Here is a 24,663-nt window from a genome sequence, read left to right on the forward strand (position 1 = left end):
GCCGATCACCAGATGACGGCGATGCCTGCGGCGAGCAGCGCCGTGATGCCGACACCCCAGAAGAGCCCGGCCGGTGCAGCCTCGCCGGTACGCCGCTGGCGGGCGTTCGCGATGCCGGTCAGCGCGCCGAGAATCAGCAGCAGCACCACCTTGATGCCGATCTTCATGTAGTTGAGCTCGATGCCGGCCGGCCAGGGTGCGGCGAGCGCCAGCCCGGACACCAGGGAGATGGCGACGCCAATGTCCATGATCGGCAGGGTGCGCATCTTCTTGGTCGCCAGCTGCGTCGCCCACGCGCCGAAGGTCACCGCAAAGCCGATGATGTGGATGTACACGACAACGTCCCGCAAAGTCTCCATGGCCGGATCCTAAGCTCCCCGAACGGCTCTCGGCGATGAGGGCTGCCTTGCTTGGCGGACACCGGGTGAACAATTGGTTTCAATTCCCGCGACATTCTCGCCTTCGATTCCGCCCATGTGGTTCGATCAGGTCATGGCGACAACAGAGTCCCTCGACAACACCTCACCCGCCGACGACTCCACTGCTCCCGCGGCCGCCGGCGGCCCGGCAGCGGGCAGGCAGGACACCCGCACCCTGACCGTCAACGCCGTCACAGCTGCCGTGATCGGCGTCACCGCGATGGTGATGGTCCACGAACTGATCCATCTGCTGACCGGCGCTGCGCTGGGTCATCCCTCCACGATGTACGCCTTTGGCGTCAACCATGGCGGCGACCCCAGCAACGGTCACCAAGTGCTGATGCTGCTGTCGGCGCCGGCCTTCAGCCTGGTCACCGGTCTGGCGATGACGGCATGGCAGCCGCTGCGACGCAGCGGAGGATTCTGGCATCTGGTGTGGCTGTTCTTCGCCTTCGCCTCCACCGCTGAAGGGATCATGTACCTGTGCCTGACGCCGTTCGGGGCGGGTGACACCGGGATGGCGGCCCAGCTTCTCGGCCTGCACCCGGTCGTGCAGATCGTGGCACTGGTCCTCGGACTGGCGGGCATGTTCGGCAACGCGCGACTGTTCGCACCGCATCTGGCCCGCCACGCCCGCGGGCTGGGTGAACGCAATGCGCTGGGCCTCTTCCCCTGGTTGTTCGGATCGTTGGTGACCGTAGCGCTGAGTGCTGTCTACATGGCGATCGCGCCCGAAAGCCCCGATGCTGTCAGCCAGATCGCTGTGCTGACCGCCGGCACGGCGCTGCTGGTCTTCGCGCCGATGGGCAACATCTTCCTGGGCAGGACCCGCGACGTCGAGTACCGGCCGCTGCGGTTGCCACGGATCCCAGTGGCCGGGCTGATGGTCATCGCCGTGCTCGTCGCGATCAACCTCACCATCAGCGCCCTCGGGCTGACCTTGGGCTGAGGCGGTTCGGCGTTGGGGTCAGGAGCCCTTGGGCCAGTTCTCCGGCGCCGGTGCGCCGCCGGGCACCACGGTCTCCTCGCCGGTGAAGCTGACGCTGGAGTCCTGGGGCCGATAGCCGAGCTCGACGGTGGTGTTGTCGATGCTCCAGCGCCGGTTGGGGTTGTCAGAGACGGTGTAGTAGATGCCGTAACCGATCTCGGTGGCGATCGCCAGGCGTACCGCCTGGGCACAGTCGCGGGGGCTCAGCCACATCGCGTGGAGCATTTCGGCATCCATTTCCAGCGGCGAATCGGCGAACCAGCCGATCCGCAAGCAGATCACCGACAGGCCGAACTCGTCGTGATAGAAGCGGCCCAAGGTTTCACCGAAGACCTTGGAAACGCCGTAAAGGGAGTCCGGTCGCGGCAACGTCGTCGGCAGCACCGGCCAGTCCCCGACCCGGTCGTGACCGCCCATGGCGTGGTTGGAGGAGGCGAAGACCACCCGGCGTACGCCCGCCTGACGAGCCGCCTCGTAGACGTTGCGGACGCCGATGATGTTGGCGGGCAACACCTGCTCCCAGGTCGACTCGGGCTTGACCGCGCCGGCGAGGTGGATGACGGTGTCGACGCCCTCCATCAACGGCGTCATCTCCTCCAGCTTGGAGACGTCGCCGGGCAACAGACCAGCCTCAGGATCAGCCTTGAGGTCCTGGCGACGAACGTCGAAGTCGGCGGCGAGTTCGGCGGCAAGGAAGCTTCCCACCCGGCCGCCGGCGCCAGTGATGAGCACGCGCGGGCGTACGTCGGCCGCCTCGTTGGTCGGGGCCATCGGATCCTCCTTGGAGCGGGGCGTGAGGGACAGTCTGCCGGATCCAGTTCTCGATTGGCGCAGCCGTCCCCACCTTGCTAAAGTTGCTCCTCGGCGCGCACCGCTAGCTCAACTGGCAGAGCAGCTGACTCTTAATCAGCGGGTTCAGGGTTCGAGTCCCTGGCGGTGTACCAATCCTTCGCCCTCCGGTCGATGACCGGAGGGCGATTGCTTTTTCCGACCAACCCGGTTCGGGCGACCGCCGAGGGCCCGGGGGTTAGAGGTAGAGCCCCGCTTCGCCGTCGGGGGTTTCTTCCTCCGACACTGCGTGCAGATCACGTTCGCGCAGCAAGATGTAGTCCTGACCGCGCACCTCGACCTCGAGCCGTTCGCTCGGGTCGAACAGCACCCGATCCCCCAGCTTGATCACTCTCACCGAGGACCCGGTCGCCACGACCTTGCCCCAGCCGAGCCGCTTGCTGGTCTCGACGGCCGCGGGGATGACGATCCCGCTGCCGCGGCGGCGTTCGCCGGACTCGCCGGCCGTCGACACGAGGACCCGGTCGTGGAGCATCCGGATCGGGACCCGCTCGTGGGTTGAGTCCGAGGTGGTGCGGTGAGGTTCTGCGGAGGTCACGCGGCCTTCGACTTCTGCGCGCGCGACACGATCGCCCGCAGCGCCAGCACGAAGGTCACCACGCCGACCACAGCGCCACCGATCATGCCGATCCGATCCCAGCGCAGGCCGTCCTCGTCCTTGAACTGCGCCTTGGCATTCTCGAACTCGGCCTGGGCCAGCCCCTTCGCCTCATCCACCGAGTTGCGGACGATCGCCTTGGGGTGGACGTTCTCGACCAGGGATTCGACGTTGGCCGCCAGCCGGGCACGCGCCGCGGCGATGTCTGCCTCGATCTGTTCCCGGCTGCGCGCCGGCTTGGTCGACTTTTTTGCCATGACCAGCCTCTCGTAGGGTTCGCTCATGTCAGGGTATTGCAGATCTCGAAGCCACCGCCAGCCACCCCTGATCCACCCCGACACTCTAGGCTGGCCGGCATGAGCGTACGCCTTGAGCCCGGAGCCATTGCCCCCGACTTCACCCTGCCCGCCGCCGGTGGTGACCAGGTGGCACTCTCCCAGCAGCAGGGGCGGGTGATCGTCTACTTCTACCCCGCCGCGATGACCCCCGGCTGCACCGTGCAGGCCGTCGACTTCACCGGCGCCATCAAGGACCTCGCCGCCGCCGGCTTCTCGGTGCTGGGCATCTCGCCTGACCCGGTCGCCAAGCTGGAGAAGTTCCAGGCGGCCGAGGACATCACCTTCCCGTTGCTGTCCGACACCGAGCGCACCGTGCTGCAGGCGTGGGGCGCGTACGGGGAGAAGAAGCTCTACGGCAAGGTCGTCGAGGGTGTCATTCGGTCCACCTTCGTGGTGAACGTCACCGACGGCGTCGCCACGGTGGAGTTGGCGCAGTACAACGTGCGAGCCAAGGGCCACGTCGACAAGCTTCGCCGCGACCTGGGCATTTGAGACCCAACGGGATCTGCCCTGAAGAAACGACCTGTGCCGGAGAAGGGACTCGAACCCTCACGCGCGTACGCACAGGAACCTAAATCCTGCGTGTCTACCAATTCCACCACTCCGGCGCCGGGTCGAGTCTAGGACAGAAACCGCTAGCCTGACGCCCGTGGCGGCCCCCGCCCGACAACCTCGACGGAGAGCGCGATGTCCTACCTGTGGTATTGGCCCGACAACAACCCCGACAGCTGGCACTTCGAGCGCTGGCGGCAGGCCCAGACTTGGCAGCCGGTCCGCAGCGAGCAGTCCGGACAGGCCGACCCGTTGCCACTGTTGCCCGAGGACGGCACCCTCGAGCAGTGGCGCACCGAACTGGCACCCCACTGGCGAGCCATCAGCGAGGAGGTGCTGGGCCGCCTCGCTGACGTCCCGCCGAGCTCGGCCTCCGGCCCGACGGGTGATCTCGCCATGGGTCCGGAGTTGCGCACCGACGCGTACACGATGCAGCGGTATCGCTATCCACTCACCGACGACGAGGCGGGATACGGCTGGCTACTGACCCCTCACCAGCCGGCCACCGATGCCGCAGTCATCGCCCTGCACCCCACCACCCCGGTCGGCAAGGACCAGAGCGTCGGCCTCGATGAGACCGACGTCCCCACCACCGGCGGTTCGTACGCCCGGGAGCTGGCCGAGCGTGGCTATCCCGTCTTCGCTCCCGACGCGATTGCCTTCGGGGAACGGCAAGCGGCCTCCAAGAAGGCCAAGTATCCCCATGCCACAGCGTTCTTCGGCGCCCAGCCGGAGGCGTCGGTGATGGGCAAGATGGCCTTCGACACCACCCGCGCCGGTGACTTCCTGGCCCGCCGCGGCCACCCGCGCTTGGCGATGATCGGCCACAGCCACGGTGCTTACGGGGCGCTGTTCGGGATGCTGGCCGATGAGCGGGTGCTGACCGCTGCGATGAGTTGCGGCTTCAACCTGCTGCGCGACGACCCCAGGCCGCAGCGGTGGTGGGAGCAGACCGCGATGATGCCACGGCTGGGCCTCTACGCCAGCATCGCCGACACTCCGATCGACTACCACCACTGGCTGGCGCTGGCGGCGCCCCGCCCGATCCTGGTCACGTTCGGCAGCCAGGATCACATCTATCCCGAAGGCGACCGGTTGGCGCCACGGCTGGAGGAGGTACGCCGGGTGTACGCCGCCCACGGCGTTCCCGATGACCTCATCGTCGCCGGCCACGACGGCGGCCACCGTTTCACACCCGAGATCCGCGAGGCCAGCTACTCGATGTTCGACCGGGTGTTCGGGGTCTGACGCCCCGGGTGCAAGGCCGGATCGTCCATCCCGAACGTTCGCACCGGCCCGGGACCGCTCTCGGCCGTCTCGAACCGCACGGTGACCCGCCCGAGTCCGGATCCCCACACCCAGCCCGGGCCATGCTCGTCGTGCCAGACGTCGGCACCGGGACGCCACGGGTCCTCCCGACGTCGGGCCCAGGCCGGGCCGCTGGCCTCGAGCTCATCTGGCCCTGGCTCGGCCACCGGAGCCACGGCTGGCGGCGACTCCACCGCCAACTCGCCCAGACCGAACAGCTCCTCCTGTGCGGCGGCGGCGAACCCGCTCACACCGACACCGAGCAGCCGCAGGCCCTCTCGCCACGGCACTGACTCCAACAGCCCACGCGCCAGTTCGGCGATCACCTCGGGTCGATCGGTGGCGCCCTCGAGGGTGCGCGAACGGGTGTAGGTGGTGAAGTCACCTGCGCGGGCCTTCAGCGTCACCGTCTTGGCGAACTGGCCCGACTTGGTCAGCCGTTGCGCCACCAGTGCCGCGTCCCGCTCGATCACCCGGTGCAACTCGGCCCGGTCGTTGACGTCGACGGCGAAGGTGTCCTCCACCGAGATCGACTTGGCCTCCCGCACCGCTTGCACCGGCCGGTCGTCGCGGGCGTACGCCAGCTGCCACAGCCACTCGCCGGAGGCTCGGCCCAGTTCGCGTACCAGTTCCTTCTCGCTCGAGGCCTGCACGTCGGCGATGGTGTCCAGCCCGATCCGTTGCAGCCGTTGACCGCTCACCGGTCCGATGCCGGGGATCGCGCGGACCGACAGCGGTGCGATGGTCTCGACCTCGGTGCCGGGCACCACCAGCCGTAGGCCGTCGGGTTTGGCGAGTTCGGAGGCGAGCTTGGCGATGAACTTCGAGCTGCCGATCCCCACCGAAGCGGTCAGGCCGCCGGTGGCCTCGGTGACCTTGGCGCGCAGCTCGGCGCCGAGTGCGGCAACGGCGTCATCGGACAGGTCCCGATCCGGGTCGCCGGCCAGATCGACGAAGGCTTCGTCGACGCTCAGCGGCTCGACCAATGGCGACAACTCTCGCAGCAGCCCCATCACGATCTGGCTCGCCTCGCGATAGACGTCATAGCGGCCCGACAGGAAGGCCGCGTGCGGCGCCAATCGCCGCGCCTCACCACCCGGCATCGCCGAATGCACTCCGAAGACCCGGGCTTCATAGGACGCGGTCGAGACCACACCGCGCGGGCCCGTGCCACCCACCACCACGGGTTTGCCTCGCAGCGAGGGTTTGTCGCGTTGCTCGACCGAGGCGAAGAAGGCGTCCAGGTCGAGGTGGAGGATCGCGGCTCGGCTGCGCATCAGCGTCGCCGACGGAGCACCCAGTCGAAGCCCTCGCGCGGTTCGCGCGCCACCTCTGCCCACTCCTGCGGATCGATCGCCGGGAAGTACGTGTCACCCTCGGGTGACTGGTGCACCTCGGTGAGGTCCAGGTCGGTGAGATGTGGCCAGGCCTGTCGATAGATCTCACCGCCACCGGACACGAAGACCTCACGACCAGTGGCACGCGCCTTGGCGAGGGCATCGGTCAGGTCGTACGCCACCTGCACCCGGTCGGCGTCCGCCTCGGCGGGTCGCCAACTCCGATCCCTGGTCAACACCACGAACCAGCGTCCGTCCAGTGCCCCATGGCCCTCGTAGGTGGTGCGACCCAGCACCAGCACACCACCCATGGTGACCTTCCGGAAGCGTTTGAAGTCCTCCGAGATCCGCCACGGCATGCCCCGGTCGGTGCCGATCACGCCGTTGTCGGCGACGGCAGCGATCGCGGTCACGCGCTGCCCGGTCTGGTCAGAGTGCTGCGTCATCTCACACTGCGATGGGGGCCTGGATCGACGGGTGCGCCTCGTAGCCGTCGAAGCGGATGTCGTCCATCCCGAATGCGTCGATGTCGGTGATCTCGGGATTCAGCCACAGCGTCGGCAGCGGCAGCGGCTCGCGCGTGAGCTGTTCGCGGGCCTGGTCGAGGTGGTTGAGGTAGAGGTGCGCATCACCCAGCGACAGCACGAACTCCCCCACCTCCATGCCGACCACCTGGGCAATCATGTGGGTGAGCAGCGAATAGGAGGCGATGTTGAAGGGCACGCCCAGGAAGATGTCGGCCGAACGCTGATAGAGCTGGCAGGACAACCGGTCCGGGCCATCCTCGCGCGGCTCCACCCAGAACTGGAACAGCGCGTGGCAGGGCTGCAGCGCCATCTCGTCGAGCTGGCCGACGTTCCAGGCCGACACCAAATGCCGACGTGAGTAGGGATTGCTCTTCAGACCCTCGATCAGGCCGGCAATCTGGTCGATGGTTCCGCCGTCGCGGTCGGGCCAAGCCCGCCACTGGTGGCCGTAGACCGGGCCCAACTCGCCGTCCTCGTCTGCCCATTCGTCCCAGATCGAGATGCTGCGCTGGTGCAGCCACTCGACGTTGGTGTCCCCACGCAGAAACCACAGCAGCTCGCCCTTGATCGCTCGCCGATACAGCTTCTTGGTGGTCAGCAGCGGAAAACCGGCACGCAGGTCGAAGCGCATCTGGTGTCCGAACCGACTCAACGTGCCGGTCCCGGTCCGGTCCTCCTTGCGTACGCCCTGGTCCAGGACCAGCTGCATCAGTTCCAGATATTGCTTCATGCTTCCTTCTCTCTGGCTTCCGGATCCGGCGCTTGCGCACCGTTCAGCATCTCGACCAGCCGCGCCACGATCGCGCGGACGGCCTTGCCCCGGTGGGAGATGGCATCCTTCTCCGCCGGGCTCAGTTCCGCGGCCGTGCGCTGCTGACCGTCGGGCACGAAGAGCGGGTCGTAACCAAAACCGTTCTCGCCGCGCTCCTCACCCAGCAGCCGGCCCGGCATCTCCCCGCGGACGGTCCACTCGCCCTGGTCGGTCACCAGCGCCATCGCACAGACGAACTGGGCGGTACGCCGCTGCGGCGGCAGGTCGAACAACTGTCGCAGCAACAGTTCGTTGTTGCTGGCGTCGGTGGCCTGTTCGCCGGACCAGCGCGCCGAGCGTACGCCCGGCATCCCCGCCATCGCATCGACCGCCAGCCCCGAATCATCGGCGAGCGCAATCAGTCCGGTCGCCTGGTGGGCGGCACGGGCCTTGATCAGCGCATTGCCCTCGAAGGTGTCGGCAGTCTCGGCCGGTTCGGGATAGTCGGCTACCTCGGACAGGCCCACCACCTCGAACGCCTGACCGGCAGCCTCGGCCGTCACCCGCCGCAACTCGGCCAATTTCTTGGCGTTGTTGCTGGCCAGCACCACCCGCACCGGCGTCGTTGCGGTCATGACCGCTCCCGCGGCTGCGCCTCGAGCGCCTGCCGCTGCAATTGGGTCAGCTCCGCACAACCGGCGATGCCCAGGTCGAGCAGATCGTTGAGGGTGTCCCGCCCGAACGGCGCCGCCTCGGCAGTGCCCTGGATCTCGACGAACTCGCCACTGCCGGTCATGACGATGTTCATGTCGGTGTCGGCAGTGGAGTCCTCGGTGTAGGCCAGATCGAGCATCGGCTGGCCGCCGACCACACCGACCGACACCGCCGCGATCGAATCGGACAGCGGCTCCCCCTTGAGGAGCTTCTGCTCCCGCAGGTGGCTGACGGCGTCCGACAGCGCCACCCAGGCACCGGTGATCGCAGCCGTACGCGTGCCGCCGTCCGCCTGCAGCACATCACAGTCGAGCACGATGGTGTTCTCGCCGAGCGCGGCATAGTCGATGACCGCGCGCAGGCTGCGGCCGATCAGCCGGCTGATCTCATGGGTACGTCCACCGATCCGCCCCTTCACCGACTCGCGATCGCTGCGGTCGTGGGTGGCGCGCGGCAACATGGCGTACTCGGCGGTCACCCAGCCCAACCCGGATCCCTTGCGCCAGCGCGGCACCCCTTCAGTGACGCTGGCCGCGACCAACACCCGGGTCCGGCCGAACTCCACCAGCACCGATCCCTCGGCGTGGTCCAGCCAGTTGCGAGTGATGGTGACCGGGCGCAGATCGGCGGCACCACGGCCGTCCTCACGAACCGGCGCAGCCGTCTGGGCGGAGTTCTGGCGGGATGCATCAGTCATGGTGTTGACCCTACTTCACCGCACCGACAGAAAACCCGGTCGACCGGCTCACTCGAGCGGGGCCGCGTCCCCGCGGGCCGGCGTTGCGAACGGCGATCCGACGTCGGAGACGAAACCGCCCAACAGCTGCCGTCCCAGCGTCTCGAACTGCTCCACATTGCCGGTGGTGAGGAAGCGGTGAGTCGGCTCCCCGGGCGCGGTCCGGGTCAGGCCCCGGCGCACCAACAACCGATAGGTCTCCTGGGCGCATTCCTCCGCACTGGAGACCAGCTGGACGCCCCCACCGAGCACATAGGACAGCGCACCGCGCAGCAACGGATAGTGGGTGCAGCCCAGGATCAGGGTGTCGATCTGCTGCGCCTGCAGCGGCGCCAGATAGTCCCGGGCCGCAGCCAACACCTCATCACCGGTGGTGATGCCCGCCTCCACGAAGTCGACGAACCGGGGTGCCGCCTGGGTGGTCAATTCGATGTGCGGTGCCGCGGCCAGCGCATCGTCATAGGAACGTGACGTGGCGGTCGCCTGGGTGCAAATGACGCCCACGCGGCCGGTGTGGGTCGCGGCGACCGCCCGGCGTACGGCTGGGGCAATGACCTCCACCACCGGCACCGGATAGCGTTCCCGGGCGTCGTGCAACACCGCCGCCGAGGCCGAGTTGCACGCGATCACCAGCACCTTGACGCCGTAGTCGACGAGTCGGTCCAGACACTCCAACGCGTACGCCCGCACTTGCGCGATCGGCCGGGGGCCGTAGGGCGCCCGGGCGGTGTCGGCCAGATAGATCAACTGCTCCTCGGGCAGCAGCTCAGCGATCGCGCGAGCCACCGTGAGACCGCCGAATCCCGAATCGAAGATCCCGATCGGAGCGTCACGCTCGCTCACAGCTCGCGCACCACGAGCTCAAGCAGGAATCCCAGCCACTCATACATCGTGTACGCGAACTGGCGCGGGTCCTCGTCCGGCAGCTGTTCCAACTCCGACAACGACACCTCATCGGTGATGTCGAGCCGGCTCGCCAGCGTCAACCGCAGACTGTTGATGCCCTTCAGCCAGGCATCGGTCTGGTCCTCTGCGATGACCACCACCGAGGACGCCTTCTCCGCGTCGCCGAGCTGGTCCAGGATCACCTGAAGCTGCGCCACCCGGTCGTCGCGCAGCTTCGCCTCGGTGAAGCGGCGATAGTCCGACTCGGCCTGCGGGTCGTGCGGATACGGATTGGGAAACAGTCGCTTGAGCGCCGGATCGGTCAACTCGGTCGGTTCGTCCTCAGCCGCATCGAGCTCGGCTTCCCAGGCGGCGAACGGATCGTCCGAATCGGTCGCCTGGCCCTCACCCATGGTGGCGGTCAGCAGTTCGACCAGCTGCTCGCACAACGACCGCAACAGGTCGACCTCGCCGGCGGCCAGTTCCAGTTTGATGCCCTGACGGGACTTCTTCGCGCGCACCATCGCTCACTCCGCCCGATCCAAGGTCGCCCACAGTCCGAAGCCATGCATGGCCTGGACATCACGTTCCATCTCCTCGCGGTTGCCCGTCGCGACGACGGACCGGCCCCGATTGTGCACCTCGAGCATGAGCTGATGGGCCTTGTCCTTGGAGTAATGGAAGTAGGTCACGAAGACGTGGGTGACGTAGGACATCAGGTTGACCGGGTCGTCCCAGACGATGCAGACCCACGGCGTCGTGTCGAGGATTGGGTCGGCGGGACGCTCGGCGACGGCTGCGCCGCCGGAGGGACTCTCGACCGGGGAACTCATGGGTGCGATTGTGCCACTAGGCTGCCGGACATGAGTGGCACCTCCACGGCCCTGCTGACCGATCACTACGAACTCACCATGGTCCAGGCGGCGCGCGCCTCCGGGACCGCCGATCGGCGCAGCGTCTTCGAATTGTTCGCCCGCCGGCTGCCGACCGGACGCCGCTACGGTGTCGTCGCCGGCGTCGGCCGCGCGCTCGAGGCGATCGAGAACTTCCGCTTCGGACAGCCCGAACTCGACTTCCTCCAGGCCAACTCGGTCGTCGACGACGACACCCTGCAATGGCTGTCGCAGTACCGCTTCTCCGGCTCGATCTGGGGGTACGGCGAGGGCGAGACCTACTTCCCCGGCTCTCCGCTGCTGGTCGTCGAGGGCACCTTCGCCGAGGCAGTGATCCTCGAGACCGTACTGCTCAGCATCTACAACTACGACTCCGCGGTCGCCTCAGCGGCCTCCCGGATGACGCTGATGGCCCAGGGCCGGCCCTGCATCGAGATGGGCTCGCGGCGTACCAGCGAGGAATCGGCAGTGGCAGCAGCCCGCGCCGCCTGGGTCGCCGGCTTCGCCTCCACCTCCAACCTCGCCGCCGGTCAACGCTGGGGCATCCCCACCGCCGGCACCGCCGCCCACTCCTTCACGTTGTTGCACGACAACGAGGAGCAAGCCTTTGCCGCTCAGATCGCCACGCTGGGCCCCGACACCACCTTGTTGGTCGACACCTATGACGTCGAGGCGGCGGTCCGGCTCGGCGTGGAGCTGACTCACGGCAAGCTCGGTGCCGTACGCCTCGACTCCGGCGACCTGGCAGTCCAGGCCTCCGAGGTACGCGAGCTGCTCGACTCGCTCGGCGCCACCGACACCCGCATCATCGTCACCTCCGACCTGGACGAGTGGCAGATCGCGCTGCTGGGCCAGGCCCCCGTCAACGGGTACGGCGTCGGCACCCAGCTGGTCACCGGGTCAGGTGCGCCGACCTGCTCGATGGTCTACAAGCTGGTCGCCCGCGCCCAAGGCGACGAGCCCGATGCGCCGCTGGAGCCTGTCGCGAAGAAGTCCACCAGCAAGACCACCGTGGGCGGCCGCAAGTTTGCGCTGCGCCGCCTCGATGACCGCGGCGTCGCCGAGGCCGAGGTGATCGGCATCGGCAGCCAGCCCGATGGTGACTGGAACGACCGGGAACTGCTGCTGCCGTTGGTGCAGGACGGCGCGATCGTGGGCCGCGAGGATCTGTCAGCCGCGCGGGACCGGCACCAGGCCAGCCGCGCCGAACTACCCCGCGCGATCGCGAAGATGTCCCGCGGTGAACCCGTCATCCCGACGGTCTATCTGGATCCTGACGCCGACCACGCCTGAGCCCGGCCGCGCCGGTGCGCAGAGCGTAAGGGAGAATGTCGGCATGACTCGTGCTCTCATCGTTGTCGATGTCCAGAACGATTTCTGCGAAGGAGGGTCGCTGGCGGTGGTCGGCGGCGCCGCTGTCGCTGACAAGATCGGTGAGCTTCTCGACTCGGACCACGGCTATGACCTGATCGTCGCCACCCGGGACCACCACATTGATCCAGGCAGTCACTTCTCCGACCAGCCCGATTTCGTCGACTCCTGGCCGCCGCACTGTGTGGTCGGCACCCGCGGCGTCGAGTTCCACGCGCCGCTGCAGGCCGACGACTTCGCTGCCGTCTTCGACAAGGGCGAGTACGCCGCGGCGTACTCCGGTTTCGAGGGCAAGAGCAGCGACGAGGTCAGCCAGTCCGAAGCGGGTCTTGACCTCGCGGCTTACCTGCAGCAACACGACGTCGACCAGGTCGACGTCTGTGGTCTGGCCGAGGACTACTGCGTCACCGCGACGGCCAGCGACGCCGCCGCCGCGGGCTTCACCACCCGCGTGATCACCCAGCTGACCGCCCCGGTCCACCCGGACAAGCAGGAAGCGACCTGGGCCAGCTGGGAACAAGCCGGCATCACCCGCGCCTGAGCCCGGACGCTCAGTCGCGGCGCTCCCGCATCACGTCCATCAGGCGGCGGGCGCGCGGGTTGCTGACCAGGTCCTCGAGCAGCACCGGTACGCCGTCGGGTCCGGCCAGTGGCACCCGCCAGTTCGGGTACTCCTGCCAGGTGCCGGGCAGGTTCTGCGGCCGATGGTCCCCGACCGCGTCGCTGAGCGTCGGGCACAGATAACGCGCCGGGCTGAGCGCCAGATAGCGGTGCATCGCCTCGACCAGCGACGTCTCGTCGGGCTCGTCGGGCAACAGCCCCCGCTGGCCGACGGCGTCGAGGATCTGGTTGACGTGCGCGCTCTCCTCCGCCAGCTCCTCGGCCAGCGGCCGGTCCAGCAGCCCCAGGTCGTGGCGCAGCTGCACGTGGCTGTTGGCCAGGTACGCCGGGGTGGTCGGCAGGTCATGGGTGGTGATGGAGGCCATCGAGTCGGCTCGCCACTGTTCCGGCGGCAACGGAGTGTCGCCGTCGTATTCGAACCACAGCAGCGAGGTGCCGCTGACACCGCGACTGGACAGATACTCGCGCACTCCCGGCTCGACCGTCCCCAGGTCCTCGCCGACCACGATCGCACCCGCCCGGGCCGCCTCCAGCACCAGGATGCCGACCATGGCGGCCGGGTCATAGCGCACGTAGGTGCCGTGGTCGGGGGTACGCCCCTGCGGCACCCACCAGAGCCGGAACAGCGCCATCACGTGGTCCATCCGCAAGCCGCCGCCGTGCCGCAGTAGCCCGGCAACCATGGTCCGGAAGGGACGGTACGCCAGCTCCTCGAGCCGGTCCGGGCGCAGCGGCGGCTGGCTCCAGTCCTGCCCCTTCTGGTTGAACGCATCCGGCGGCGAACCGACGGTGACCCCCACGGCGTACGCCTCTGGCTCGGACCAGACGTCGGAGCCGTTGACGCTGACGCCCACAGCGAGATCGTGGATCACGCCGATCGACATGCGAGCCTCGGTCGCGGCGGTCTGGGCGCGGGCCAGTTGCAGGTCGCACTGCCACTGCAGCCAGCACCAGAACTCCACCTCCGCTGCGTGGTCGCGGCTGAAGTCGGCGACGGCCTCCGAACGCGGGTCCTGCAGGTCCGCGGGCCAGTCCCGCCAGCCCATCCCGTGCTCGACGACCAGCGCGCTCCAGATGGCGTGGTTGAGGAGCCCGGCGCCCTCCCGATTGCAGTACTGCTCGAAGGCGATCTGACGGGCCGGCGTACGCCCGGCGGCAAAGATGGTGCGCAACGCCAGCTGCTTGGCTGCCCAGGTCAGGTTGCGGTCCAGCAAGTCGTCGGGGCCGCCGATCCTGGGGACGCCGGCGCGCAGCTGGTCCACCTCGACGCGATCGGCGTCCGACAGGTAGGCGTACTCCTCGATCGCCTCGGGCCGCAGGTAGATCGGGTTGATGAAGCGGCGGCTGGTCGGCAGGTAGGGCGAGTTCTCCATCGGGGCCGACGGTTCGGCCGCGTGGAGAGGGTTGACCAGCAGGAAGTCGGCTCCCTCGGCCCCGCTCCAGGTGGTCAGGTCAGCGAGATCGCTGAGGTCACCCAAACCCCAAGAACGGCGAGACAGCACCGAATACAGCTGGGCGGCGAAACCCCAGCCACGACCGTCGGTCAGGGCAGGTTCGGGCAACGTGGCCGGGGTGACGGCCAGCACGCCGGTGGCGCTCTGGTCACCCCAGTGGGCGGTGAGCTTGTGGTAGCCCAGCGGCAGACCGGCGGGCAGCTCGAAGCTGGCCTCGCCGATCAGTTGTCCGTCGACCTCGCGCGGGTCGCGCCACAGGTCCAGCTGCACCAGAGCGCGGGTCTCGCCACCCTCGGTGCGAAGCTCGACGTGCACCCCAGCGCCGTGGGGGACGTGGATCGCGACAACGTCGGAGTCGGTCTCGGTCATCACCGTGAAGGGCGGCACGACCCGACGCCACAGCCGGGTCTCACTCTCCACCAACGCTTCGGCGATCGCCTCTGAGCTGGTCGCGTTGATGCCCATCGCAGCGAGCACTCGGATCAGGGTTTCAGCGCTGACGGCACGCTCATTGCCCTTCCAATCGTGGAACTGGGTGGCAATCCCGTACGCGTCTGCGAGCTTGCGCAGCTCCGTCGAGGGCGGCTGCGGGACGGAATCGGGGCCTGCGGGCGACTCGTTCACGGGCTCAGCCTAAGCGGCTGGGCAGCTCCGATGCAGCAGGACGCGCCTCCGCGGTCGCGGCGACCACCGCGGTCCCGGAGAGGGTGTCGTGGAAGGCCTGCCCATCCTTGTCCCACAACGGCCGCAGCACGCTGTAGAGCAAGAGCACCCAGATCACCGCACCACCGTTGACCAGCAGCGTCCACAGGATGCTGCGGTGGATGACGGTGCCCCAGCCCAGTTTGTCGGTCGGCTTCGGTTCGGGGGCGCCGGGCCGCAGCCAGCGCGGCTTGGCGATGACCCGGAGCCCGAAGAGGCGCTGCCCCCAGGTCGCCGAACGGGTGCGCAGCAACCAGATGCCGTACGCCAGTGACAGCCCGACCGTGACACCGGTGAGGATCAGCTGCTCCTCGACGGTGATGAACTGCGCCGCATCAGGCATCGGCATCGGCTGGGTGCCGGCGTTGGCGACCATCCAGTCGTCAATCCTGGCGGCAATGCTGCTGAGCACCGACCAACACACCAGCATCGAGGCGAGCTGGACCACAACGACGTCGATGACCGTGGCACCGACCCGGCGCCACCAGATGCCCTTGCCGGTTGCGCCGGTCGGCCGCTGTCCCGGGTTGCGCCCCGCAGCCGTGTGGCCGGGTCGGACTCCGCTGCCCTCACGGGTCTGCGAGGACCATTGCCAGCCGTCCCAGTAGCGTTCCCGGGCGGCGTCCAAAGGGTCGGGGTACCAGCCCGTCGGCGCCGCGTGGCGTCCGGGCGGTGCAGGCGGCGAACCGATCGGCATCTCACTCATCACCCCTGAGTCTGCCACCTCGCGCCAGCAAACGTTGGGTGAAGAATCGCCCCTCGGACGGATCGGGATGGGCATCTTGAGCGTCGATACGCGACACTATGGAGGTCATGGAAAAGATCGGTCGCTACTCCGTCTCCGAGCGCATCGGCGCCGGCAGCTTCGCGACCGTGTGGAAGGGTCACGACGATGACCTCGATGTCCCGGTTGCGATCAAGGTTTTGGCGGACAACTGGACCAGCAATGATGACGTACGCCAGCGCTTCCTGACCGAGGCGCGGTTGATGCGCAGGATTCGCGACGACGCCGTCGTGCGGGTCTATGACATCGGCACCACCACGGGTGGCCAGCCGTACTTCGTGATGGACTACGCCGATGCCGGCTCGCTGGAGGAACGTCGCAAGAATCTGCTGCCTCCCCAGGAGGCGCTGTTGATCTGCGCCCAGGCGTGTCGGGCCCTCGATGTCATCCATCGACATGGCGTCATCCACCGCGACGTGACACCGGGCAACATCCTGCTCAGCCACGACAGCCGCGGCCACATGCGGGCCCTGATCGCCGACCTCGGCGTGGCGAAGTCAACCGTCGGGATGGCCGGCGCGACGATGACGGCGGGTACGCCGGCGTACATGGCGATCGAGCAGGCGACCGGCGTCGGTGTCCTGGACCACCGCGCCGACATCTACTCGATGGGTGCCGTGACGTACGCCATGTTGACCGGCCGGCCGCCGTTCCGGATCAAGAGCTTGCAGGATCTGTTGGCCCACGATCCGCACCAGCCGCCGGCGCCCGTGGCCCAGCGGGTGCAGGCACCGTCGACGTTGGACACCTTGTTGGCCTCGACGCTGTCAGCCGACCCGGAGCGGCGTCCACCGAGTGCGGAAGTGATGGCGCAGGCGCTGGAGCGGATCGCCAAGGCGACCGCGGGCGGTTTCGGGCTGCAGTTGCCGCCCGAGATGGCGGTTGATGCAACCGTGTTGCGGCCGCCGAGTGCCGGCAGCCCGCAGTCGCTCGCACCTGATTCGCTCGCACCTGATTCGCTCGCACCTGATTCGCTCGCACCGCAACCGCAGTCGCTGTCGCCGCAATCACTCGCGCCGCAGTCCCTGCCTCCGCAGTCGCTCGCCCCTCAGTCATTCGGCCAGCCACCACAGGGCCAACCATCGGCGTACCAGTCGCAGATCAGCTACTCGCCAACCTTCACCCCGCACCACCAGTCCAGTCCCAACCCGGTCGCCCCCAGCTCCCAGAGCAGCCCGCAGCCGTACGCCGGCAGCCAGCTGTCCCCGCCGCCGGCCGGCTCCGCCAAGGCCGGGCAACCTCGTCGGGCAGCCGGGCCGGAACCGGAGGGACGTTCCCCGCTGCAGATCGTGTTGCTCATCGTGAGCGGCTTCGCGCTGTTCGGCGTCACCTTGCTCGTCACGATCCTGATTGCCCAAGCCCTGGGGTGATCGACCTGCTGGGTTGATCGACGTGCTGGTCTGACCCTCAGCCGCGGATCGCCCAGTCCCGCAGCATCGCGATGCGCTGCCGAAGCTGTTCGGCATCGGCAACCGCCGACGGCGGGCCGCCACACTTGGCGCGCAGCTCGGAATGGATCACACCGTGTGGTTTGTCAGTGCGGTGGTGCCAGGCCCCGACCAACGAATTCAGTTCCCGGCGCAGCTCCCGCAGCTGCTGGTGGGTTGACTGCGCCTGCTGCGGGCTGTCCTTGCTGCTGCGCGCCAAATGGTCGGCCTGCCGACGCCGCAACAGCTCGGTGACCTGGTCCGGCTCCAGCAACCCCGGCAGCCCCAGGTATTCCTCTTCCTCGGGGGACCCGGCGACCGCCTGCATGCCGAACTCGCCACCGTCGTAGACGACCCGGTCGAAGTCCGCCTCGCTGTCGAGGGCGGCAAATCCGGGCAGGTCCAGGTCGGCGTCCGGCTCGGACTCGAGCCGGTTGGCCGCGGCCAGCAGTTCGGACTCGTCGGCATGCTTGGGCGCCTTCAGGACGTGGTCGCGCTGCACCTCCATGTGGGCGGCGTGCTGCAGCAGCCCCGGGACGCTCGGCAGGAAGACCGAGGCGGTCTCCCCCTTGGCGCGGGCGCGCACGAACCGGCCCACCGCCTGCGCGAAGAACAACGGGGTGGCGGTGGTGGTGGCGTACACGCCGACCCCGAGCCGGGGCACGTCGACGCCTTCGGACACCATCCGGACGGCGACCATCCACCGGGCATCACTCTCGGCGAAGGCGGAGATCTTCTTGCTCGCCTTGGGATCGTCGGACAGCACCACGGTGGGGCTGGTGTCGGTGAGCTGCTTGAGGAGCGCGGCGTACGCCCGGGCATGGGTCTGGTCGGTGGCGATCACCAGACCCCCGGCGTCGGGAAAGTGTCGGCGTACCTCGGTGAGGCGGGTGTCGGCGGCCCGCAACACCTGCGGGATCCAGGCGCCCTGCGGGTCCAGCGCGGTCCGCAGCGCCTGGCTGACCATGTCCTTGGTGAGCGGCTCGCCGAGCCGGGCCGTCATCTCGTCGCCGGCATTGGTGCGCCAGCTCATCTGACCGCTGTACGCCATGAACAGGACCGGCCGGACGATGCCGTCGGCGAGCGCCTCACCGTAGCCGTAGGAGAAGTCCGCAGCCGACCGCATGCCGCCCTCGCCGTCAGGTTCGTACGTGACGAATGGGATCGGGTTGGCATCGGAGCGGAACGGCGTACCGGTGAGCATCAGCCGGCGGGTGGCTGGTTCGAAGGCTTCCCGGACCGCATCTCCCCACGACAGCGCATCGCCGGCATGGTGCACCTCGTCGAGGATCACCAGGGTCTTGGCCTGTTCGGTGCGGATCCGGGCGGCCAACGGGTTGGCGGCCACGCCGGCGTACGTGGTGGCGTAGCCGACGAAACTCCTGCTGGTACGCGAGCGGCGCTGCCCGAAGTCGGGGTCGATCGCGATCCCGGCGCGGTCGCCGGCCTCGGCCCACTGGACCTTGAGGTGTTCGGTCGGGGCGACCACGACGATGCGCTGGATGATGTGGCGTTCCAGCAGGTCGGCAGCGAGGGTCAGGGCGAAGGAGGTCTTGCCGGCGCCGGGGGTGGCCACAGTCAGGAAGTCACGTGGCGCCAGGTCCCGATAACGCTGCAGCGCCGCGGATTGCCAGGCCCGAAGAGTCTTGGCGGTGCCCCACGCGGCCCGGGCCGGGTACGCCGGAGACAGTCCGGGCAGGTCGGGCAATGCGTCAGTCACGTGGGCTCATGTTAGCCCGCCGTGGCGACTCAGGCGTCCTGCATCTCTTCCCAGATGGCCTTGCAATCCGGGCAGACCGGATAGCGTTCCGGGTTGCGCGAGGGGACCCAGACCTTGCCGCACAAGGCAATCACCGGGGTGCCCATCACCATCGCCTCGGTGAGCTTCTCCTTGGGTACGTAGTGGGAGAACCGGTCGTGGTCGCCCTCGTCGGTGCGCAGGTCCTCGCGCTCGTCGACCTCAGGGCGCTCCTTGACGATCGTCTGGCTGCCGGGTGTCATCTGAGTCACGCCGTCCAGTCTAGGCGCATTTGATTACCTGCCCGCGGGGGTGTGGAATCGCTTCAATGAGCCCCTCCCCCGCCGCGCCCGCCGAGGACGGCATCGTCGGCACCCGCGGGCTGGGCGGGATCGGGGCGTTGGGGATTGGGCTGTTCACCGCGATCCTGGCGGTCGCCTTCGAGTCGATCGCTGTCAACACCGTGATGCCGGTGGCGGCCGCCGATCTGGGCGGCACCACGGCCTACACCTGGGCCTTCACGTTGGTGATGATCGGGCAGTTGGGCGCGACCGTGTTGGGGGGCCGCTGGTGTGACCGCGCCGGGCCGGTGCCGGCACTGGCGGTCGGCGTCACCATCTTCACCATCGGGCTGATTGCGGCCGGCGCGGCGCCGTCGTGGCCGGCGTTGCTGGCGGCCCGATTCGGGCAGGGGTTGGGCGCCGGTTTCCAGACCTCCGGCATCTTCGTGCTGGTGGCCCGCGCCTGGCCGCCGCACCGTCATCCGCTGATGATGTCGGTGATATCGACCGGCTGGGTGATGCCGGCCTTCTTCGGGCCGCCGGTGGCGGCCTGGCTGACCCGGGAACTGTCCTGGCACTGGGTGTTCTGGTCGGTGCTGGTGCTGGTAGCACTCGCGCTCGGCCTGAGCTCGATGCCGTTGCTGCGAGCCGGCCGCCAGCTGGGGCGGCCAGAATCGGACCCGGACGTACGCCCGGTGCCGCTGTGGACCGCGGCGGTGTTGCCGGTGGGTTTGGTCGCCACCCAGTTCGCCGGCCAGCAGTTGCGGTGGCAGTCGGTGCCGTTGGCGCTGGTCGGACTGACCATGGTGGTGCTGGCGAGTCGCCAATTCCTGCCGCGTACGCCGCAGGGCCGCCCCAACGTCGGCAGCCCGATCGTGGCGGTCTTCATGACCCGGCTGCTGGTGGCCGGTGCCTTCATGGCCAGCGACTCGCTGATCCCGCTGATGTTGCAGAACGGTCGCGGCGTCTCCCCGCTCTGGTCAGGGCTGGTGCTGACCTTCGGATCGGTCGGCTGGACCGCGGCCAGCTATGCCCAGACCGCGCTGGCGACACGCGTCGCCCGGAACCGCATGATCATGGTCGGTGCAGCGCTGGTGCTGGTCGGGCTGAGCTTCACCACCATCGTTGGCGCCACATCGCTGCCGCCCCTGTTGGCGATCCTCGGCGCCGCGGTCTGCGGGTCGGGCATGGGCCTGGCGATGCCCGGGCTGAACATCTCCTCCATGCGACTCTCCCGGCCGGCCGAGTTGGGTCGCAACCAGTCCGGGCTGTTGGTCCACGAAGGCATCGGGGTGTCGGTCACCGGTGCCGCCGCGGGCACCGTCCTGGCCGCACTGCTGCCGCTGCTGGCCGGTCAGCAGACCTACGCGTTGGTGTTGGCCTGCGTTCTGGTGCCGGCGGTGCTCGGTGTGTGGTCCGCTTCTCGGGTGCCGCGGACCGACTGAGCCGACTGACCACCCGCCTGTCTCACAGCGCGGCTTCGGGGGCGTACGCCTGCTGGCTGCCCTCGGCGATGTCTCCGGTGTAGCCCTTGCGTTGCGCTCTGGCACCAAGGATGAAGGTGTACGCCAGGAACGCCAGCCACATCAAGGTGCCGATCGCCACCCGTGCCCAGGCCGGCAGCGTTGAGGGCGTGATGAAGCCTTCCAGCGCGCCCGAGATCGCCAACCAGCACGCCAGACCGATCGCGATGGCCGCAGCAATCCGGCCCTCCTCGGCCAGGGCACGGGCCCGGGTCCGGGCCCCCGGGGCGATCCAGGCCCACCCGATCCGCAGGCCGGCGGCGCAGGCGACAAAGATGCAGGTCAGTTCGAGCAGCCCGTGGGGCAGCAGCAGGCCGAAGAAGACGTCGGCGCGGTCGTGCAGCAGCATGTAGCCGGCGATCAGACCGATGTTGGCCATGTTCTGCCAGACCATGATCAGGACCGGCACGATCAGGAAGCCGAGCAGGATCGCCATCGCCGAGACCAGCGAATTGTTGAGGAAGACCTGAAAGGCAAAGTCCTGGGCGGGTGACTCGGAGTAGTAGGAGGCGAAGTCGTGGTTGACCAAGGCGTCCTGGGCCTTGGGCGACAGCACTGCGTCGGCCAGCCCCGGCTCGTGGATCACCCGGTACGCCAGCAGCCAGATGATGCCCAGCGACACCAGTCCGACACTGATCCAGGCCCCGCGCAGCCGATACAGCGCGGCCGGCAACGTACCGGCGAAGAAGATCGCGACGTTGCGCAGCAGCGCCGGGCTGGAGCCGGTCACCAGAGCACGAGCGTTGGTGACCAGAGTCGACAGCCGCGCCTCCAACTGCGGGTCGTACGCACTGGCCCGCACCATCGACAGGTGGGTGGCGGTGCGGCGGTAAAGATCGACGGCCTCGTCGGCGTCCTCGCCGACCAGGGTGTCGGAACCACCGCGGCACAGCTCCTGGAGCCGTCGCCAGGTCGGCTCGTGCTCGGCCACAAAGGCATCGATGTCCACGGGGTCACCCTAGCCGGGCACCGGCCCCGGCCACGGGGCACCGATGGGCGTTACCATCGACGACGTGAGCCACATCATCACCGGAGACGCAGTCGTTCTCGACCTGCGCCCGGCGAGGCTCCCCACCCGAGTGCTCGCGGTCCTGCCCGACCTGCTCATCATCCTTGCCCTCAGCTACGGCTGGTGGTGGGTCCAGAGGCAGGCCACCGGCGCATCGGACGCGGGTTTCACCTCCGTGGTCCTGATCGGCCAGATCATCATCCTGTTCGCCGTGCCGATCAGCATCGAAGTCCTCACCAAGGGCCGCTCCTTGGGCAAATGGATGATGGGGCTGCGCGCGGTCCGCGATGACGGTGGACCACTGCGTTTTCGGCAGTCGCTGATCCGGGGGCTGGCCTTCTGGCTGTTGGATTTTGCGCCCTGGACCGGGCTGCTCGGGGGCATCGTGTCGGCCACCCTGCATCCGCACGGCAAGCGGCTGGGCGACCTGCTGTCCGGGTCGATGGTGGTCCGCACCCGGGCGCCGCGGATGACCGGCGAGACCCCCTCCCCCGATCCGACGCTGCGGGACTGGACCGACACCTTGGAACTGAGCCGGCTTGACGACGAACTGGTCGCCGCCGCTCGTTATGTGGTGTTGCGCGGCCCGCGGATGCGACCGGCGCCGGCCCGGCAGCTGGCGCTGGACGTGGCCGGTCAGGTGGAGCGCAAGATCGCACCCCAACCGCCCACGGTGCTGCCGCCGGAACAGTTCCTGGCCGAGGTGTTGTCGGAGCTCAATCGCCGGAGCCGCACCCGGCACACGTCGCGTCGAGTGCCGACGGCCGACCAGCTTCCGGCAGGGTGGCGCTGACGTGCAGGTGCGTCCCGCCGAGGTGCCATCGAGCGTTCCGTTGCCCCCGACCTTGCGCACACTAGGGTGATGGCCGTGTCATTCGTGCGTACGCTGATCCTGCTCCGACACGGAAAGTCGTCGTGGACCGCTGACACCAATGACTCCGACCGTCCGTTGGCCAGTCGCGGCCGGTTGGATGCGCACAATGCCGGCCGCTCCATCAAGCGTCACCGGCTCAACCCCGACTTGGTGGTCTGCTCCCCCACCCAGCGTTCCAAGGACACGTGGGAATGTGTCGCCGACGCCGGCCTGGAGCCGCAAGCAGTCGCGTACAGCACCAGCGTCGAGCACGGCCCGGCCAGCGAGTTGGCCCGCGACCTGGTCTCCACGCCCGGGATGGTCCGCTGCCTGATGATGGTGGGCCACACCCCGACGATGCGCGACCTCATCGATCAGTTGGCGCGCCCCGACGGGGACAATCCGGCGTGGCGCAAGCTGGGCGACCGCTTCCCCACCGGCGCCTTCGCGGTGCTGACCTTCGACGGCGGCTGGGAGGAATGGGTGGGCCCGACCGGTCAGCTCGCCCTCTTCGAGGCGCCCGGCCGGGCCGCCGTCACCGGCTGATTCTCAGTAGCGGTAGTTGTCGGCCTTGTAGGGACCTGCCACCGGGACGCCGATGTAGTCGGCCTGCCGCGGCGTCAGGGTCGTCAGGCGTACGCCAAGAGCGGCCAGGTGGAGCCGGGCGACCTCCTCGTCCAGGTGCTTGGGCAGCACGTACACCCCGACCGGATAGTCCTGCGGTCGCTGGTGCAGCTCGATCTGGGCCAGCACCTGGTTGGTGAAGGAATTCGACATCACGAAGCTCGGGTGACCGGTGGCATTGCCGAGGTTGAGCAGCCGCCCCTCGCTCAGCACGATCAGCGAGTGCGCGGGGCGGTCGTCGATGGCGGGGATCTGCCATTCGTCGACCTGCGGCTTGACGTTGCGCTTGCCGATGCCGGGCACCTTGGCGAGCCCAGCCAGGTCGATCTCGTTGTCGAAGTGGCCGATGTTGCCGACGATCGCCAGGTGCTTGAGGCGGGTCAACTGGTCGGCGGTGACGACGTCACGGTTGCCGGTGGCAGTGACGACGATGTCAGCTTGGTCGATGACGTCGTCGAGCTGCTGCACCTGGAAACCGTCCATGGCGGCCTGCAGCGCGCAGATCGGGTCGATCTCGGTGACGATGACGCGGGCGCCTTGGCCGCGCAGCGCGTCGGCGCACCCCTTGCCGACGTCGCCGTAGCCACACACCACCGCCACCTTGCCGCCGATGAGGACGTCGGTGGCGCGGTTGATGCCGTCGATCAGGGAGTGGCGGCAGCCGTAGCGGTTGTCGAACTTGGACTTGGTGACAGAGTCGTTGACATTGATCGCGGGAAACAGCAGCGAACCGGCGCGGTCACGTTCGTGGAGTCGCATCACGCCGGTGGTGGTCTCCTCGGTGACGCCGCCGATGCTGGTGGCCAACGCTTCGAAGTCGAGCCGGTCCTCGGCGATGACGCGGCGCAGCTGTTCGAGCAGGACGCCGTACTCCTCGGAATCCTCCGGTCCCGGCTGGGGCACCTCCCCGGCGCGGGCGAACTCGAGGCCCAGGTGAACGAACATGGTCGCATCGCCACCGTCGTCGAGGATCAGGTTGGGCTGCTGACCGTCCGGCCAGTCGAAGATCTGGGTCGCGCACTCCCAGTACTCCTCCAACGATTCGCCCTTCCAGGCATGGACCGGTACGCCGCGGGGATCTTCGGGCGTACCGTCGCCGACCACGATGGCCGCGGCGGCCTGGTCCTGGGTGGAGAAAATGTTGCACGAGGCCCAGCGGACCTCCGCGCCGAGCGCGGTCAGCGTTTCGATGAGCACGGCCGTCTGGACGGTCATGTGCAGGGAGCCAGCGATCCGGGCGCCGGCCAACGGCTGCTCCTCGCCGAACCGTTCCCGCAGGGACATCAGGCCGGGCATCTCCTGCTCGGCAAGCTCGATCTCGATGCGGCCGGCGGCAGCCAGGCCCAGGTCAGCGACGCGAAAATCCATGGGCCTCAGGCTA

At 68.4% G+C, this 24,663-nt stretch carries 27 protein-coding genes and 2 tRNA genes; 10 read left to right on the top strand and 19 right to left on the bottom strand.

What is annotated here, in order from left to right:
• Positions 1-5: 5 nt before the first annotated feature.
• Positions 6-359, bottom strand: a complete 354-nt coding sequence (locus CGZ91_RS01085) for a Fe-S protein (protein ID WP_094452142.1) — start codon at positions 357-359, stop codon at positions 6-8.
• Positions 360-492: 133 nt separating this feature from the next.
• Here CGZ91_RS01085 and CGZ91_RS01090 point away from each other — a divergent pair, with 133 nt between their 5' ends.
• A complete protein-coding gene (locus CGZ91_RS01090) occupies positions 493-1,368 on the top strand; it encodes a hypothetical protein (protein ID WP_229116348.1) in 876 nt (291 codons plus the stop codon).
• An 18-nt stretch (positions 1,369-1,386) separates the two neighbouring features.
• Here the strand turns inward: CGZ91_RS01090 and CGZ91_RS01095 are convergent, their stop codons facing one another.
• A complete protein-coding gene (locus CGZ91_RS01095) occupies positions 1,387-2,178 on the bottom strand; it encodes an NAD-dependent epimerase/dehydratase family protein (protein WP_094452143.1) in 792 nt (263 codons plus the stop codon).
• Between the two features lie 97 nt (positions 2,179-2,275).
• On the opposite strand from CGZ91_RS01095, the gene CGZ91_RS01100 reads away from it, so the two are divergent.
• A tRNA-Lys gene (locus CGZ91_RS01100) sits at positions 2,276-2,351 on the top strand.
• 83 nt (positions 2,352-2,434) lie between these two features.
• Here the strand turns inward: CGZ91_RS01100 and CGZ91_RS01105 are convergent.
• Together CGZ91_RS01105 and CGZ91_RS01110 are read right to left on the bottom strand one after the other, a co-directional pair.
• Positions 2,435-2,794 carry a GroES family chaperonin gene (locus CGZ91_RS01105; protein ID WP_267490217.1) on the bottom strand — a complete coding sequence of 120 codons (360 nt, stop codon included), beginning with the start codon at positions 2,792-2,794 and terminating at the stop codon, positions 2,435-2,437.
• Positions 2,791-3,138, bottom strand: coding sequence for a DUF3618 domain-containing protein (locus tag CGZ91_RS01110; protein WP_229116002.1), 348 nt, complete (start codon positions 3,136-3,138; stop codon positions 2,791-2,793). The genes CGZ91_RS01105 and CGZ91_RS01110 overlap by 4 nt, the downstream gene beginning before the upstream one ends.
• A 72-nt stretch (positions 3,139-3,210) precedes the next feature.
• Here CGZ91_RS01110 and CGZ91_RS01115 point away from each other — a divergent pair, with 72 nt between their 5' ends.
• Positions 3,211-3,684 carry a peroxiredoxin gene (locus CGZ91_RS01115; RefSeq protein WP_094450504.1) on the top strand — a complete coding sequence of 158 codons (474 nt, stop codon included), beginning with the start codon at positions 3,211-3,213 and terminating at the stop codon, positions 3,682-3,684.
• Between the two features lie 34 nt (positions 3,685-3,718).
• Here CGZ91_RS01115 and CGZ91_RS01120 read toward each other — a convergent pair.
• A tRNA-Leu gene (locus CGZ91_RS01120) sits at positions 3,719-3,800 on the bottom strand.
• A 79-nt stretch (positions 3,801-3,879) separates the two neighbouring features.
• On the opposite strand from CGZ91_RS01120, the gene CGZ91_RS01125 reads away from it, so the two are divergent.
• Positions 3,880-4,992 (top strand): alpha/beta hydrolase family protein, encoded by a 1,113-nt coding sequence (locus tag CGZ91_RS01125; RefSeq protein WP_094452144.1) that lies wholly within the window; start codon positions 3,880-3,882, stop codon positions 4,990-4,992.
• Here the strand turns inward: CGZ91_RS01125 and CGZ91_RS01130 are convergent.
• From CGZ91_RS01130 to clpS, 8 genes are read right to left on the bottom strand one after another with little or no spacing between them, the layout of a single operon-like run.
• Entirely contained in the window at positions 4,959-6,329 is a 1,371-nt protein-coding gene (locus CGZ91_RS01130; RefSeq protein ID WP_094450506.1) for a DNA polymerase IV, read from the bottom strand. The two genes, CGZ91_RS01125 and CGZ91_RS01130, sit on opposite strands and share 34 nt — an antisense overlap.
• Positions 6,329-6,835: a dihydrofolate reductase gene (locus CGZ91_RS01135; RefSeq protein ID WP_094452145.1), complete on the bottom strand. Its 507-nt coding sequence runs from the start codon at positions 6,833-6,835 to the stop codon at positions 6,329-6,331. Before CGZ91_RS01135 ends, CGZ91_RS01130 begins: the two co-directional genes overlap by 1 nt.
• 1 nt (position 6,836) lies before the next feature.
• Complete coding sequence (locus tag CGZ91_RS01140; protein ID WP_094450508.1) at positions 6,837-7,646, bottom strand: thymidylate synthase; 810 nt, start codon at positions 7,644-7,646, stop codon at positions 6,837-6,839.
• Positions 7,643-8,302, bottom strand: coding sequence for an RdgB/HAM1 family non-canonical purine NTP pyrophosphatase (rdgB, locus tag CGZ91_RS01145; protein ID WP_094450509.1), 660 nt, complete (start codon positions 8,300-8,302; stop codon positions 7,643-7,645). The genes CGZ91_RS01140 and rdgB overlap by 4 nt, the downstream gene beginning before the upstream one ends.
• A complete protein-coding gene (rph, locus tag CGZ91_RS01150) occupies positions 8,299-9,078 on the bottom strand; it encodes a ribonuclease PH (RefSeq protein ID WP_094452146.1) in 780 nt (259 codons plus the stop codon). Before rph ends, rdgB begins: the two co-directional genes overlap by 4 nt.
• 48 nt (positions 9,079-9,126) lie before the next feature.
• Positions 9,127-9,960 (bottom strand): glutamate racemase, encoded by an 834-nt coding sequence (murI, locus tag CGZ91_RS01155; RefSeq protein ID WP_094452147.1) that lies wholly within the window; start codon positions 9,958-9,960, stop codon positions 9,127-9,129.
• Positions 9,957-10,526, bottom strand: coding sequence for a DUF2017 domain-containing protein (locus CGZ91_RS01160; protein WP_094450512.1), 570 nt, complete (start codon positions 10,524-10,526; stop codon positions 9,957-9,959). The genes murI and CGZ91_RS01160 overlap by 4 nt, the downstream gene beginning before the upstream one ends.
• Positions 10,527-10,529: 3 nt before the next feature.
• Positions 10,530-10,835, bottom strand: coding sequence for an ATP-dependent Clp protease adapter ClpS (clpS, locus tag CGZ91_RS14450; protein ID WP_229116003.1), 306 nt, complete (start codon positions 10,833-10,835; stop codon positions 10,530-10,532).
• A gap of 30 nt (positions 10,836-10,865) precedes the next feature.
• On the opposite strand from clpS, the gene CGZ91_RS01165 reads away from it, so the two are divergent.
• On the top strand, positions 10,866-12,188 hold the full coding sequence (locus CGZ91_RS01165) for a nicotinate phosphoribosyltransferase (protein ID WP_229116349.1): 1,323 nt from the start codon (positions 10,866-10,868) through the stop codon (positions 12,186-12,188).
• Between the two features lie 43 nt (positions 12,189-12,231).
• A complete protein-coding gene (locus tag CGZ91_RS01170; protein WP_094452149.1) occupies positions 12,232-12,807 on the top strand; it encodes an isochorismatase family protein in 576 nt (191 codons plus the stop codon).
• Positions 12,808-12,817: 10 nt separating this feature from the next.
• Here the strand turns inward: CGZ91_RS01170 and malQ are convergent, their stop codons facing one another.
• Positions 12,818-14,965: a 4-alpha-glucanotransferase gene (gene malQ / locus CGZ91_RS01175; RefSeq protein WP_407670810.1), complete on the bottom strand. Its 2,148-nt coding sequence runs from the start codon at positions 14,963-14,965 to the stop codon at positions 12,818-12,820.
• 4 nt (positions 14,966-14,969) lie between these two features.
• On the bottom strand, positions 14,970-15,749 hold the full coding sequence (locus CGZ91_RS01180) for an RDD family protein (protein WP_179229159.1): 780 nt from the start codon (positions 15,747-15,749) through the stop codon (positions 14,970-14,972).
• Between the two features lie 107 nt (positions 15,750-15,856).
• Between CGZ91_RS01180 and CGZ91_RS01185 the strand changes: the two genes are divergently transcribed.
• Complete coding sequence (locus CGZ91_RS01185; RefSeq protein ID WP_179229160.1) at positions 15,857-17,197, top strand: serine/threonine-protein kinase; 1,341 nt, start codon at positions 15,857-15,859, stop codon at positions 17,195-17,197.
• A 37-nt stretch (positions 17,198-17,234) separates the two neighbouring features.
• Here CGZ91_RS01185 and CGZ91_RS01190 read toward each other — a convergent pair whose 3' ends face one another.
• Together CGZ91_RS01190 and CGZ91_RS01195 are read right to left on the bottom strand one after the other, a co-directional pair.
• The gene (locus tag CGZ91_RS01190; protein WP_456095291.1) at positions 17,235-18,974 is read right to left on the bottom strand and encodes a DEAD/DEAH box helicase; all 1,740 of its coding nucleotides are present in this window, start codon (positions 18,972-18,974) and stop codon (positions 17,235-17,237) included.
• A 29-nt stretch (positions 18,975-19,003) separates the two neighbouring features.
• Positions 19,004-19,255 carry a DUF3039 domain-containing protein gene (locus CGZ91_RS01195; protein WP_094450517.1) on the bottom strand — a complete coding sequence of 84 codons (252 nt, stop codon included), beginning with the start codon at positions 19,253-19,255 and terminating at the stop codon, positions 19,004-19,006.
• Positions 19,256-19,320: 65 nt separating this feature from the next.
• Between CGZ91_RS01195 and CGZ91_RS01200 the strand changes: the two genes are divergently transcribed.
• Positions 19,321-20,718, top strand: a complete 1,398-nt coding sequence (locus CGZ91_RS01200; protein WP_094450518.1) for an MFS transporter — start codon at positions 19,321-19,323, stop codon at positions 20,716-20,718.
• A gap of 22 nt (positions 20,719-20,740) precedes the next feature.
• Here CGZ91_RS01200 and CGZ91_RS01205 read toward each other — a convergent pair whose 3' ends face one another.
• Complete coding sequence (locus CGZ91_RS01205; RefSeq protein WP_094452152.1) at positions 20,741-21,745, bottom strand: stage II sporulation protein M; 1,005 nt, start codon at positions 21,743-21,745, stop codon at positions 20,741-20,743.
• A 64-nt stretch (positions 21,746-21,809) separates the two neighbouring features.
• Between CGZ91_RS01205 and CGZ91_RS01210 the strand changes: the two genes are divergently transcribed.
• Both CGZ91_RS01210 and CGZ91_RS01215 read left to right on the top strand, forming a co-directional pair.
• Positions 21,810-22,598, top strand: a complete 789-nt coding sequence (locus tag CGZ91_RS01210) for an RDD family protein (protein WP_179229010.1) — start codon at positions 21,810-21,812, stop codon at positions 22,596-22,598.
• Between the two features lie 69 nt (positions 22,599-22,667).
• On the top strand, positions 22,668-23,204 hold the full coding sequence (locus tag CGZ91_RS01215) for a SixA phosphatase family protein (RefSeq protein ID WP_094452153.1): 537 nt from the start codon (positions 22,668-22,670) through the stop codon (positions 23,202-23,204).
• Positions 23,205-23,207: 3 nt separating this feature from the next.
• Here CGZ91_RS01215 and ahcY read toward each other — a convergent pair whose 3' ends face one another.
• Positions 23,208-24,650 carry an adenosylhomocysteinase gene (gene ahcY, locus CGZ91_RS01220; RefSeq protein WP_094452154.1) on the bottom strand — a complete coding sequence of 481 codons (1,443 nt, stop codon included), beginning with the start codon at positions 24,648-24,650 and terminating at the stop codon, positions 23,208-23,210.
• Positions 24,651-24,663 lie beyond the last annotated feature (13 nt).

The organism is Parenemella sanctibonifatiensis (genome assembly GCF_002250565.1).
GTDB classification, from domain to species: domain Bacteria; phylum Actinomycetota; class Actinomycetes; order Propionibacteriales; family Propionibacteriaceae; genus Parenemella; species Parenemella sanctibonifatiensis.

Coding starts and splice junctions, on each gene's coding strand:
- CGZ91_RS01195 (WP_094450517.1), bottom strand. CDS start 19,255: ATGACACCCGGCAGCCAGACGATCGTCAAGGAGCGCCCTGAGGTCGAC.
- CGZ91_RS01180 (WP_179229159.1), bottom strand. CDS start 15,749: ATGAGTGAGATGCCGATCGGTTCGCCGCCTGCACCGCCCGGACGCCAC.
- rph (WP_094452146.1), bottom strand. CDS start 9,078: ATGACTGATGCATCCCGCCAGAACTCCGCCCAGACGGCTGCGCCGGTT.
- rdgB (WP_094450509.1), bottom strand. CDS start 8,302: ATGACCGCAACGACGCCGGTGCGGGTGGTGCTGGCCAGCAACAACGCC.
- clpS (WP_229116003.1), bottom strand. CDS start 10,835: ATGAGTTCCCCGGTCGAGAGTCCCTCCGGCGGCGCAGCCGTCGCCGAG.
- CGZ91_RS01200 (WP_094450518.1), top strand. CDS start 19,321: ATGAGCCCCTCCCCCGCCGCGCCCGCCGAGGACGGCATCGTCGGCACC.
- ahcY (WP_094452154.1), bottom strand. CDS start 24,650: ATGGATTTTCGCGTCGCTGACCTGGGCCTGGCTGCCGCCGGCCGCATC.
- CGZ91_RS01165 (WP_229116349.1), top strand. CDS start 10,866: ATGAGTGGCACCTCCACGGCCCTGCTGACCGATCACTACGAACTCACC.
- CGZ91_RS01130 (WP_094450506.1), bottom strand. CDS start 6,329: ATGCGCAGCCGAGCCGCGATCCTCCACCTCGACCTGGACGCCTTCTTC.
- CGZ91_RS01140 (WP_094450508.1), bottom strand. CDS start 7,646: ATGAAGCAATATCTGGAACTGATGCAGCTGGTCCTGGACCAGGGCGTA.
- CGZ91_RS01170 (WP_094452149.1), top strand. CDS start 12,232: ATGACTCGTGCTCTCATCGTTGTCGATGTCCAGAACGATTTCTGCGAA.
- CGZ91_RS01085 (WP_094452142.1), bottom strand. CDS start 359: ATGGAGACTTTGCGGGACGTTGTCGTGTACATCCACATCATCGGCTTT.
- CGZ91_RS01095 (WP_094452143.1), bottom strand. CDS start 2,178: ATGGCCCCGACCAACGAGGCGGCCGACGTACGCCCGCGCGTGCTCATC.
- CGZ91_RS01090 (WP_229116348.1), top strand. CDS start 493: ATGGCGACAACAGAGTCCCTCGACAACACCTCACCCGCCGACGACTCC.
- CGZ91_RS01215 (WP_094452153.1), top strand. CDS start 22,668: ATGGCCGTGTCATTCGTGCGTACGCTGATCCTGCTCCGACACGGAAAG.
- CGZ91_RS01110 (WP_229116002.1), bottom strand. CDS start 3,138: ATGAGCGAACCCTACGAGAGGCTGGTCATGGCAAAAAAGTCGACCAAG.
- CGZ91_RS01160 (WP_094450512.1), bottom strand. CDS start 10,526: ATGGTGCGCGCGAAGAAGTCCCGTCAGGGCATCAAACTGGAACTGGCC.
- CGZ91_RS01185 (WP_179229160.1), top strand. CDS start 15,857: ATGGAAAAGATCGGTCGCTACTCCGTCTCCGAGCGCATCGGCGCCGGC.
- CGZ91_RS01115 (WP_094450504.1), top strand. CDS start 3,211: ATGAGCGTACGCCTTGAGCCCGGAGCCATTGCCCCCGACTTCACCCTG.
- CGZ91_RS01125 (WP_094452144.1), top strand. CDS start 3,880: ATGTCCTACCTGTGGTATTGGCCCGACAACAACCCCGACAGCTGGCAC.
- CGZ91_RS01135 (WP_094452145.1), bottom strand. CDS start 6,835: ATGACGCAGCACTCTGACCAGACCGGGCAGCGCGTGACCGCGATCGCT.